Annotated in this window: 1 protein-coding gene; it reads right to left on the bottom strand. The window is 62.6% G+C overall.

Features of this window, described 5'->3' with window-relative positions; translation table 11 throughout:
- Positions 1 to 29: 29 nt before the first annotated feature.
- Positions 30 to 12,524, bottom strand: coding sequence for a filamentous haemagglutinin family protein (locus H8F23_RS10140; protein WP_194934273.1), 12,495 nt, complete (start codon positions 12,522 to 12,524; stop codon positions 30 to 32).
- Positions 12,525 to 12,724: the final 200 nt, after the last annotated feature.

A 12,724-nucleotide genomic window follows, 5' to 3' on the forward strand; every position in this document is an offset into this window, starting at 1 on the left:
GCCGCCCAAACGTACTGCACGAGAGTCTTTTACAACGTCAGTTGCCCACGTTCCTCCTCGGTCAACTGCTGTTTCGCCTGTTCATCCAGCGCCCCTGCCCCCAACACCTGCACCGGACTGTTCGAGTTGTAACCCGGTGCCGGCGCACGGCTGGCGCCATCGCGGGACGGCGCAAGTTGTTCATTGCCGAAGCTCAACACCTGCACGGTGAACACCGAAGCCTGATTCTGCCGCGAGGCGGCTTGCTGCTGACGCGCGACGTCCTCTGCTGCTTGCGTCGCCGACGATGCGGCGGAACTGGCGGAAGTGATCGCCCCGGTATTCACCGCCGACACCACCGGCACACCCGTTGCCTTGCCCTGCACCGAAATGTTGGCGGCATTGACCACCGTCAGCGCGGCGATGTTGACGTTACCCGACACGCGGATCCCCGCCTCACCGGCATCGATGGTGCCCAGCGGCGCGATCAGGTCGATGTCGCCCGGCGCCACTTCGGCGATCGGGTTGAGCGTGGCGATACCGGCACCGGTGCTCGGCACCGAAGGCGACAGGGTGACGTTGCCCCAAGTGTCGTAAACCCGTTTCGGCGGGGTGTAGACCACAGTGGTTTTCGAGCCGCGACCGGCGTTGATGTCGCCCTCGGCCGACCAGCCGAGAATCGAACCGCCGAAGGTGGTCATGATCCGGCTCTGGCCGAGCAAGATACTGCCCTGCGAATAGAGCTGAATGTTGCCCGATCCCTGAGTGATGATCCCCGCCGTCGATGGCGGTGCCGCGCCTTCGATGCCGAACACCTGACCGCCACCGGGGGTGAGCATCTGGATGTCGCCGCCGAACAGAGTCTTGACCCCTGCTCCGCCGTACATCGTGATATCGCCGTCGTAACGAATCGGATTGCCAGCCACATCTGTGCTCGGGAACAACGCCGCAATGGCGTTGCGACCACGCATATAACTGCCTTGGCGCGGGCCGTCGACATCGTTGTATTCCAGGCCACCGGCACGCAGTTCGGCGAAGTACACCTGCCGCGCGAAGATCGCCTGTTCGGTGCCCGGCAATGCGGCGTAGAACGCTTGCGCCTGTTCGGCGTTGCCGCTGAAGCCGTAGCCCAAGGTCAGCCAGCTCTGCAGCTCGTCGAGGTAGGTCTTGACCACTTTGCCCGGTTGCGCGCCGAGTGAGGTCTGCGCACTGGCGACGTTTTGCGGGTTCAGGTAACGCGCAATGAACCGCGAATAATCCAGTCCCTGCGCGCCTGTGCCCGCCTGCAATACCACACTGGCACCCGGGCGCTGATCACCCGCCACCAAGGAACCAATGCTGGTGATGCTGGCGCGATCCTCCATCAGAATATTTCGCCCGGCATTGACCTCCAGCGTGCCGGGACCGGCGATATCGAAGCTGCTGTAAAGGATGTCGCGGCCGGCCGAAACCCGTGATACGTCTCGCGGATCGTTATGGACGAACAGGTTGCCCGTCGAAGTGATGTTGTCTGCAATGTTGCTCAGATCGTTGGGAGCGAGCGTTGGCTGCCCCAGGTTAGTACCGGAGGCGACAATGTCGCGACCGGCACTCATCCAGACCGGCCCCGCCGATTCGTACCAAGTGCGTTTGGATGTTGCAAAATTCAACGTCTCGCCACTGCGAACCCCCACCAGGTCACCGGTCAACGCATAGAACCGCGCGGGGCCTTGTACATTGCTCAGTTCCGAATAGCTGTCGGGGCCAAAGGCGAATAACGGATAACGGTCGTTGCCGACCGAAACGATACCGTCGCGGCTGTAATTGGTAGCCGCAGGTTTGCTATCCCTGCTGGTGACATACCGGTTGAAGGCCGGATTGAACGGCGTGGCAATCGCCAACGGGCTGGCACCGGACTGATTGATCGCATAACCGCCGGCATAAATCGAGTCGCCCGCCAGCAACTCAAGCTGTCCGGCTGCCGACGGAGCCAAGAGCAATGAATAACCCGCCAGCGGGAAATTCGACAGCCCGGTGTAGCTGGCTGACGGCCCGGCATAAATGGATCCCTGCCCCGCCACGGCGCGCAATATGGACGGATACACGAATCGGCCATCGGTAGGCGAAGTATTACGGCCAGTGATCAACGCATTACTGCCACTGAACTCGCCGAGTTGCGTGCTCGGCGTCAGGTTGCCGCCAGCCGAAAACAGGTCGATGGCCGTGTGATCAGTCCATAGTGAGAAGCCGCTCAGCAGCCCTCCCTGCTGTATCTCCCCGCCGGCATTGAATACCGGTGTAGCGTTCTGCAAAATCATCCGGCCCGCATCCGCAGCCCCTCCCAGCACCAGGTCACCACGGGTGTTGAGGCTCATGCCCGAGTCACCGGGTATCAGCACCAGTCCACCGGAAGCGGTACTGGTGGTCGAGGTGAATGGATCAAATGCGCGGGTTTCACGAGGGTCATTGAACTGGTAGCCGGCGCCGTATTGCAGGTCAATCCCGCCCAGCGCACCGGCGCTCAATTGCGCCGCGCCACGCAGGTTGATCAGCGCACCTTGCAGATCGTGTGTCGGTGTGCGGGTGCCATTTTCCCCGGCCCGCGCTTGCAGCGATGGGTTCAGCGCACCGCCGATGCGAATGTCCATGTCGCCGCCACCGGTCATCTGCACGCTACCGTCACTCGCGACGCGTCCGGTGCTGCCCACAGCCACGATCAGCCCTTGGCTGCGCGGATAATTACCGGCATCACCCAACGGTCTGAGCATCCCGGCGTCACTGCCGGCCCGCAGGCTGATATTACCGCCACCCAAAGTGCCGAAACCGGTGAAACCCACCAGGTAAGGTTCGGTGTTGGCGTCTCCGGTTGGCATCAAGCGGGAGGCATAACTGCCGAAGTTGATCCACCAGGCGGTGGGCACATCCGGATTACCCGTGCCTTGGCGCCACAGCCAATTGCCAACCGCCACACTGGCCACCTGCTCGCGGAAGCCACCTGCCGCCGATTGCGCTTTGGTGCCCACCGAGTCACCCGATACGGCGCCACCGGCATTGATCGTCAAGTTGCCGCCCAGCTGCGGATACCAGGCCTGATAGAGGCTGTCGCTACCGCCGTTGACCCACTTTTCATAGTCGGCGCCAGCCGTGCCCAGCACCGAATTATTGTCCGAGAGATGCCCGCGTTGCTGGTTGTAGAGCGGGTCGACATTCGCTGATTGAGTACCGGCGGTGTACACACCGAAGGGTGAATCCATGCTCAGATTGCCGGCCGCCATCAGGTCGAGATCGCCGGTGCCTGTGCGCAGGACGCTGAACATCTGCGTATGGGCTTTGGCGGTTTTTCCCGGATTATTGCCGATGCACATTTCCGGATAGATTTCACAGAGGACCAGATAATCATCAGGCACGGGTTCATAGTCGGGTTGACCGAGCCCCGGTGCCCAGACCCAGCGCGCCATCGGTACACAGAGTCCCGGAACCTGATCACAGACCTCCAGTTGGTCATCGGGCACCGGGTAATACGCCGGAAGGTCATACGGATTATCCGCGGCCCACACCAGTTGACCGGCGCTCTGCGTGAGCGTCACACCGTAGTGAGAGTCAGCCAGTCGCAAGTTGCCATCCGCCGTCACCGGCTTCACGGCACGGCTGTCGGCCGCAAGAAGATCGGCGCCGGCGACCGCGCGCATCGACCACGACGCACTGCCCGACGGCAGCATGCGGGCCACCGCCCAGTTTTTACCTTGTTGCGTGCCGTTGAACGGACGCAGTTCAATCACCGAAGTACCTTCTGCGAGCTTCACATCGGTCATCGACGGAATCAGCGACCCGCGCAGCAAGGCCAGCTCGCCACTTAATTTCACCCCGGAAACGCTGGTCAGATCTGCATCGTAAACGCCTGGCAAGGGCACGCCCTTGGGCCAGTTCATCGCTTGCAGAGCGGTGGCTTTGTTCAAGCGGATGCCGGCACCCAGGCGTGTTTGCGCAGGCAGCGTCACACTGTCGCCAAGCAGCGTGCCGGCGGCGTACAACAGGTTGCCGCTCTGGTCGTGAATCGCCCCCGCCAGCACAGTACCGGCGCTGAAGGTATACGCCTCACCCAGCACTGCCTGAGTCGGCAGCAACGTGCCACTGGCCAGAACCGCGCCCTGGATGGTCACGTCGTAATTGAGCGTGGCGCCTATCGGGAACTGCGTACCTTCGGCCAATGACACGCCGGTGCCCGGTACGATCAGATCGCCACCGAACGGCTGCACACCGGCGATCAGTTTCCAACCAGCGTCATCCTGAGTTTCCGGTGGCGGAGCGAAGCCGTCGTTGATGCTGCCGTAGATGTCGAGATTGCCCCCAGCGCGGATTACCAGGCTGCCGGCCTCGCCCGATCCATATACAGAGGGATTCAACCGTGTATGCGGATTGAGGCTTGCGTAGCGATAGCCAGACAAGTCCAGATCACCCTCCACCACCAAGTCGCCGTCAGCGGTTTTGCTGGCGATTTCCACGCCCGGGCGCAGATGGAACGCATCGGCATAAGCAGCGTTGTTCAACCCGGCAAGTTTGCGTTGCAACAAATCGGTGTTGCCCAGGGCGGCGTTGATGAAGGTGTCGCTGTCACCGTGAATGCGCTCGAGCATGGCTTTGTCGATGACTTGATACGGTCGGCCAGTGACGGCCTGATCGGTACCATCGCGGGCATCGCTGTAGCGACGCACGCCATTGAGGCCGATCGAACGTGCGCCCTGAATAGTCAACGCACCGCTGGCATCAATGGCGATGTCATTGCTGCCCAAGCGCGGCGCGTTCAGCTCCAGCGTGCCACGCAGCAAGGCATCGTTTTGCCCGGCGAGAATACCAGGCACGGCATCGGTGCCGTGGCGCAGGTCGATCCGCGCCCCCGAAGCCAGCGTGAGCACGCCATCACCGGAATCGAGTTCGATCGTGGCCCGGTTCGGCGCATCAATGATTTTGCCGTAGCTGTCGACGCGCAGCACGCGGCCATGGGCGTCAAGCACGCTGTTACCGGCCAGGGTCAGACCGTTTTTCGCCGACAGACGAATACTGCCGACGCGCTCACCACTGGCGTCGATCAGACCGGCCACCGTCAGGCTGCCGTTGTCCACCGAGACATTGACCTCGCTGGCCTTGAGGCCGTCGCCAATGACAAGGTTGCCTTGCTTGAGCTGCAAGCTGCGGCTGCCGAACACCTGCCCGGCGTTCAAGCGCTGGTTGAGTGCGGCGAACTGCTCAGAGGCATCGCCCCCCAAACGTTGCGCGCGAATGTCCACGCCACCTGCCTTGTACGGCACCAGCGTGCCGCCGGCATCGTAATAACCACTGCTTGAACCGAGGATCTGCCCTTGCAGATCGACCATCCCGGCAGCGTCAGCCAACGCAATGGCGCTCAGCGTCCCGGCCTGATTGTTCTTCGCCGACAGATCGATCCGCGAGCCCGCCGCCTGCTGGATATTGCCATTGGCGCTGTACAGCGAAACATCGCCGCCCCAGCTGTACTTGCTCACATCGTTGAACGGCAACGTACGCCCGGCCAGATCCAGTACGGCCGCGTTGCCGAGGGTCAAATCACCTTCAGACTTCACCGTCAGTTTGCCGCTGGCCAAGGTGATACGGCTGTTGAGAGCAATGTTGCGCGCCTCAAGGTTGAGTTCCGCACCCAAGGCATCAGCCACCCCGGAAGCCGCGCCGCCGCTGAGCGTCAGACTGTTGCCGGCCTTGAGCAAACTGACCGACGCCGCTTCACCGGTCAGCAACGGCGTGCGCAGGTTCAGATTGCCGCCGCTGTAGTTGTAGCCCTTGAGCGGGTCGTAAGCGCCCTGCTGCTGATACACCGCCAGACTGCCCTTGTGATTGGCGGTGATGCGTTCACTGGCCGTCAGGTTGACGTTGGCAAAACCCAGCGCCAGACGATTGTTCTGATCCAGCCCGCTGGCCTGCGGCATCGGGCCGTAACCCAGTTCGATGCGTTGCGCCTGAATGTCCAGCGTGCCGCTGCCCGTGCCGGCGCCGCCAGTGATGACGCTGCCGGGTGTCTGGGTGGCGCCGTTCCAGATCAGGTTGCTGGTGCGGATGGTCGCCACATCGCTGGCATCGCCCAGCCCGTAAATGGCCGGCGTGACCAGCACCAGGTTTTGCAGTTTGCTTTGGCCGGTCTGCGGATCGAGCGTATCGAGGCTGACGCTGCCGTAGAAGTTGAACGCATCGCGGGTGGTCAGGTTCAAGGTTTCCAGCGCTGGTGCGCCGTACTGCGTTTCACCGCGCAGCAAACGGTCAAGCACGTTCTGGTTCAGGGTCAGCCCGGCCGGTACGCGACTGCCTGCCGCCGCCAGCGCCTCGGCACTGCCGGCATTCACCGAACCGACCGACAGCGCCAGGTGCCGCGTGCCGAATCGCACTGCTTCACCGAGTTCGAATTGATTGTCCGTGGCCGCAGTGATGCTGCCGTTGGAATACAGCAGCGCCGGATTGCTGCAAGCTGCGCTGGCGCACGTGCCGATTCGAATGCTGCCCGCGCCGCTCGTGCCACGGCCCAAGTCTGGTGCCAACACGTTTGTCCAGCCGTTGGACACGACCAACAGGCTGGATGCGCCCGGCTGGTAGAGGTAGCCGGCCGTTGAATCGTAGGCCACGTTGCCACGCCCAAGCGTGTTGATCCCGGCACCCGCCTCGACCGTGATACCGCCCGTGCTCAAGGTAGTGCGCAGCAAGACTTCCGGCGCAGAAAGGACGGCCCCCTCACGTAACACGATATTGGAGGTGCTGCCGAGGAAGCTGATGATATTGCCTGACGTGTTGTACACGACATCGGGCATTGCACCGAGGGTCAAACGCCCGGCGTTGAGGTTATTCAGCGTGTCGGCGTACAACGACACACCACCGGCGTGCGCGGTCGGCGCCTGCCCGGCGCCGAGGATTTCCAGGTCACTGCCGGCATAACCTCCGCGCACCACCGCCGTCCCGATCAACCCACCCTCGGCGGCGTTGAACAGCGCGCGCCCGTTGAACTGCAAAGCAATGTCTTGCTGACCACCGGTACTCAAACGCAGATCCAGGGTCTTGCCGTCCATCGGTGCCAATGCACGGGGCACCCCGCGCCTGGCGGCATCATTGCGGATGAATTCGGTAAGCCCGGTTTCGTTGTACTGCGAGTAACGCCGCAGCACATCCGCCGACGTCAAGATGACCTGACTGGCCAGGCTGTCGCGCAGGCCGGTATTGGCAATCGACATCTGCCCGCTGCCGGTCCACGAACCATTGCGCAGTTGCAGCGCCGCCGTCGGCGCAGCCGGTGTTGCCTGCCCGTTGACTTCGATCCGGAACGCCCCCGGCAACAAGGCAAAGGTGGATGGCATCAGCGTGTAAGTTCCCGCCGCCAGCCCCGGAACACCGGCGCCAATGGTGATTTGCTGGCCCACGCGCGGATCGACCGCGCCCGCTTCCGCCAGCATCGGCGCATAACGGTTCTGATTGCCCGGCACGATGGCGTAGACCGGGTTGCTGGTCAGCCCCGGCAAGCTGAAAGTGCCGTCGGTGGCATTGCGCACCAGCGGATTGAAACGCGCATCGGTAGAACCGCCGCGTCCGGAGATGAAACCAGCGCCGCGAAGATCGCCCCCACCGGACAGATCGATCAGCGCACCGCTCTGCACATCAATGTATTGCCCACCGATGGCCACACCGTTTTTTTCGCCAGTGATGCCGTTCAACACCACCGACTTGCCGTTGTAGAGATAATCGATGCCGTCAGTCGTGCCGCCGTAGGGCATCACCAGACCGGCGCCGCTCACCGACGTTGTACTGCCAGCAAGCAGACGTACCTCGCGGCTGGTGGTCAGCAAATCGTCGCCCAGGACAATCTTGCCCAGCGGGGCCCGCACAACACCGCCCTGCTCGATGTACGCAGCGGAAAAGCTCAGATTGCCGAACGCCGAGTACGGCACCTCTGCCGGCGCCGCGCCGTGGCCGCTGATGCGCAGGGTGTGGTCGGATACCGCAACGGCGCCCTGATAACCGACCCGCACTTCAGCCTGGACGCCAGTGCCCGGATAGATCTGCGCAGCACCGAGATTCAAGTCACCCGGCGTCCACAGCCGGGTTTTCTCGGCACCATCGTTTGGCGCGAGGAAACGCAGGTCGCCGCGGCTGTCGAGAGACACCACACCGAACGCCCGGCGGCTGTACTCAACAGCCGGGGCATTGAGTTGCAGAATCGAACCCTGCGTGCCGACGGAAAGGCCATTACCCACGTCCAGCAAGTCTGCCGACGCATTGAATGTCGCGTCCGACAGTTGAGTGGTCGGGTTATTGGTCAACCGCGGCCGGATCCTGTTGACGCCCGCGAAGTAGCTGCCCACACCGGACAAACGTAAATACGGAGCGCTCAAGTCGACACGTGTCGTGTCCCTGGACGTTTCGGCCAGCGACAACGCCCCGGCGTACAGATTGAGGCTCTGGTTCATGTGCAGATTGACGTCGCCGTCAAACGACAGCAGGCCGTTGCTCAACAGGCTCAGGTTATCGAAACCGCCCGCCATCAAGCCGTCGGCACTCAGACGTGCCTGGCCATAGCGCAAGCCTTCGGCGCCCTCGCCCGGACGCAGATCCTGCGCGAGCGACTTATCACCCGCACCCTGGGCGATGATGAGTTCCCTCGGCGCCCGCACCGCATTGCTTGCCGAATCAACGTAAAGCGGCGTCTCCAGGGCGATGTCAAGACGACCGCCGGCAGCGCCGACACCGCCCGCCGCCGCACGCAAGTTGCCATCGAGGAACAGGCCGTTGTAGGAACCCAGGCTAATGCGCCCGCCATCCGTCGCGACTCGGGTTGGCCCCTGCCCGGCGATATCCACAATGGCCTCGGTGCCAGAGGCATCAAGCCGAGCGCCGGGACGCACAATCACGTAGGCATCGGCAGCCGTGGCCGTCGCCAGTGTCGAATCGAGTTCGCCGCCGATGATGATGCTGCCGCCCTTGCCGACCTGCCCGTAAGTGCGACCCAGGTTATCGAGCGCGGTGTTGGCGCGACCGGCGACATCCAGCACCGCCTGCTCGCCGATCCAGATGGAACGGTTATGCGCATTCGGATCGGCCAACTGAATCGACGTTTCCGGTTTGATCGAGCCGAACTGCTGCTGACGAATATCAACCGTGCCGCCCCAGGCATTGAGCTCACCTTCAACCGTGATCTGCCCGGCACCACGCAACTTGATGCTCTGCCCCGGATCGACGCTGATGCGCGAACCGCGGCCAAGCGTCAACGGACTGTTGGCCGCGTCGATCAGATCGATCAGGCTGGCCCCGCCCTGCAAAGTCAGGCTGGCACCGGCGCGTTGGGTCAACACACCCTTGATCGGGTTTTCCTGGAACAGCGTCGGCGCCCACAGCTCCAGTGCCGATTGCGGCTCAACACTGCTGACCTGATTGGGCGCGGCATCGGCAAAGCGGTACACCGGCATGCTCACATCAATCGCCGTGCCTTCGGCAACGTCGAGCCCGCTCAGGCCAATCAGGTTGTAAGCAGAGAAGCCCTTGCTGAACAGGTCGGCGGACAACTGCAGGGTGTTGTCGGCCAGCACCTTGTCGGTCTGCCCGATGAGTATCTTGTTGGCCTGCACGGTCAGGGTCCCGCCCCCCGTGACACCGAAGCCGCGTAACTCGCCATCGAGATTCAAATGGGTCTTGCCCGGTGCGCTAATGGCGCTGGATTCCAGCGTCACATCACCGCCCTTGCCGCCCCGGGTCTTGCCGTTGGGGAGCATCGCGCCGCCAGAGGAAACATCAAGCAGGCTACCCACGCCAATATCGATATCGCCACTGCTACGGATCGACAGCAGACCACCGTTGAGATACGCCAGACTCGCGCCATCGTCCGGGTTGGTGCGCAGGTTGCTCCACACACCTCGGGTATCCAGCCGCACGCCTTCTGCCACGACAACGTGTGTCGACTTGCCGGATTTCGCCGTGATTTGGGTATCGGTGGCTGTAGAGCCGTTGAACTGATTGAGCACGTTACCCAGCCGCAAACTGCCACCGCGTGCAGTCAGGTCGGCGCCAACTTGCACATCTGGGGCATACAAGGTGATGTCGCCTCCGGCATCGACCGTGAGCGCGCCATCAACAGCGATTTGATCCTTCGCCGCCACCTTGAGCGCGCCGAGACGGAAGCCATTGAGCTGATCGTTATCAAGATACAACGTGCCCTTGCGCGTATCGGACACTGCACCGAGCAGATCCAGATCATTGCCGGCGACCGGACGCTCGCCGCCAATCTGCACCTGATCAAGCAGCGGATTGAGCGTGTAGAGCAATCCACTCGCCGCCGCTACATAGGCCGGGTCATAGCTGCCGACAATCAGTTGAGCGCGACGCGCCAGCGCCGTCTGGCTTTGTTCGTAGCCATCAAGCAGCGGTTTTGGCGCCTGATTCTGCCGCTCGCCCTGATACACCTCGCCAATCATCTGCCCCTCGAGCGCGGCGTTGGCGGTGGCGATCACCAGTTGCCCGGCATCGCGACCCACGGTGTACCCCGATTCGACACGCGAGCGCGGAGCAATCAGCGGATTGTAGAAGTAGCTCGTCTGGCCCCAGCGTTCGCTGCTGTCTTCATAACCTTTATAGAGGCCGGTGTAGAGCAGATCGCCCGGCGCCCTGGAGACTTCATACAATTTACCGTCGGCGCCACGCAGCCAGCTCTGGCGAATCTCGCCGCTCTGCACATCGAGGGTGCCGCCGGACAGGTTGATCAGCGAACCCTTTTCAGTGACCACATCGTTGCCGGCAAAACTCACCGTGCCACCCTGCGCCATCCACTCGCCAACGCTGTGGCCTTGCGTGCCGAGATAACCGCCGACTTCGAGCAAACCACCCGCCGTGTACCAGCGATCGGTGGCATAGCCGTTGGTGCCGGCGGGCACGTAAACCAGCTCACGCACATCGACCCAGATGTCATTGCTGTTGAGCGCGCCCTTCTCACGGTTGACCGAGGCATCGCGCTGCTCGTTGCCTTGCACATTGATCTTGATGTTGTTGTTTTCCATCGCCACTTTGACGCCAAGGGCACCGGACACATCGATCATCGCGCCGTCGCGCACAAGGCTGCGGCGCTGCGCGCTGACCGCGACCTGACCGCCCGTGGCCAAGGTGATCGAGCCGCTCTGGAACTCGACGCTGCCACCACTCTGGATGTCGATGCGCGACTGATCACCACGAACCCGGTTGTTCGCGCTGACGGCGGTCAGGGCCGCGTCGCGCTGGCTGTCGAGGGCGGTGAGATCACTGCTGTCAAGCATGATTGCCGTGGCACTGCCCTGCCCCAGCGTGACGCTGCCGTTGCTGTCGGTGTTTGAGTTGGTCAGGTGAATCGTGCCGCGCGTCGCCACTGACGTGCTGGCGAGCAATACACCGTTCTGCACCACTTCGTGGCCGGTCAGGGTGATGTCGCCGGTGGCGGACTGAATCAACCCGTTGTTGGTGACTTTACCCGCCACAGCCCCGGCTTTAAAGCCTGGGATGACTTCATTGCCGAACGTGGTGGACAGCGCATTGCCTTCAGTGCCCGAACCTTTGCGGATGTAGAAACGGTCACCGGCCGCGAGCACGGTCTGGCCCTTGATGGTGTTGATGCTGCCGTCGTTCTGCACTTCGTTGCCGAGCAGCAAGGCATAGCCGCCCGCATCGGTGGACGCCGCCGGTTTGTGCGTCGCGATGGAGGCGCCACGCTCCACCAGCACCTTGCCAGCAGCGTCGGTAAAGGTCGGCTGAGTGCCGGTACTGTCGAAGTACAGCCCACGATCACGGAACTGGATATCGGTGATATTCGCTGCCGCTGCCACCAGGTTGCGCACGTTGACCTGACTGCTGCCGCTGAACACGATGCCGTTGCGGTTGATCAGCATCACCGTGCCGTCACCCTTGATCTGGCCCTGGATCTGACTGGCCCGTGCGCTCGGGTCGTTGACACGGTTGAGCACCGCCCAGTTCGCTTGCTGGGCGAACTCGACCGTGGTGTTGCGCCCGACGTTGAAGGTTTCCCAATTGAGGATCGCCTTGTCGGCCGTCTGCTCGATCTTCACCGTGGTCTTGCCGTCGGCCTGCGTCTGTTGCGGCCCCTTGGCGTTCTGCCAACCTTGCGCGAGGCTGTTATCAACCTTCAAACCGCCCTCGCCCAGACCGTCCGGGACAAACTGCACCGAACCCAGCGCCGCAGCACGTCCGGCCGCCTGCGCCGCCTGCTGCGCGGCAATCGCAGCAACCGTGTTGTTCAAGGTCTGGATCGAACGCTGCAACTGCTGATTGGCCTTCTGTTGTTGCGCCAATGGCGGCGTCATCCCCGGCAAACCACCGACGCTCGGTCGTGCTGCCGCAGCTTGTTGCGCGGCGCCCTTGGCGGCGAACCAACCCGAACTGAACGCCGTCTGTGCGTGCGCACTGCCCGCCACCAGACACAACGCCACCGCTTGCGCCAACGGCTTGAGCAGCCACAGCGCCGGGGCTACGGCATCACGCTTGAAGGACTGAACGTTGGTACGACGACGGGATGGGCGAGCGAGCATCACTACGAGATCCTTTTTGATTGCCACACTTTGGTTGCCACGCAAGGCCGCAGGCGTGCAAAAACCTGCTGTTACGACATAGGCAGTTGGCGAGGGGCACGACCGAACGGATGTCACACAAACTTCATGTTCGGGGTGTATTCGAGCAAAAAAAATGGCGGCAACCCGAAGGTTGCCGCCATTTCGATTACGCCAGCTTG

Source organism: Pseudomonas neuropathica (assembly GCF_015461835.1).
GTDB lineage: Bacteria > Pseudomonadota > Gammaproteobacteria > Pseudomonadales > Pseudomonadaceae > Aquipseudomonas > Aquipseudomonas neuropathica.